This window comes from Acinetobacter sp. V2 (assembly GCF_001188385.1).
Lineage (GTDB): Bacteria > Pseudomonadota > Gammaproteobacteria > Pseudomonadales > Moraxellaceae > Acinetobacter > Acinetobacter oleivorans.
Map to the genome: position 1 here is coordinate 441535 of NZ_JZFB01000003.1, position 276 is coordinate 441810.

The 276-nt window shown below is 43.8% G+C and carries 1 protein-coding gene; it reads left to right on the plus strand.

Features of this window, described 5'->3' with window-relative positions:
• Window positions 1–276, plus strand: a 276-nt coding sequence (locus tag UC75_RS12950) for an ABC transporter transmembrane domain-containing protein (protein ID WP_265597225.1), incomplete at both ends; no start/stop codon positions are given.

A 276-nucleotide genomic window follows, 5' to 3' on the forward strand; every position in this document is an offset into this window, starting at 1 on the left:
TTGGTAACTTCTACCACCATTAGTGCAATTGCAGATTTCCCGTTCTTTTTCTTATTCCTCACGATCTTTGCGATTATTGGCGGGAAATTGTTTTGGGTAATGTTGCTGGTTGTACCACTTATGCTTTTGCCGGGTATTCTGGCACAGAAGAAGCTGGCGCAACTCGCACAAGAGGGTATGAGAGAATCTTCAATTCGTAACGCCATTCTTGTGGAAGCGGTGCAAGGTATTGAAGATATCAAGCTTTTACGTGCTGAATCACGCTTCCAAAACCAG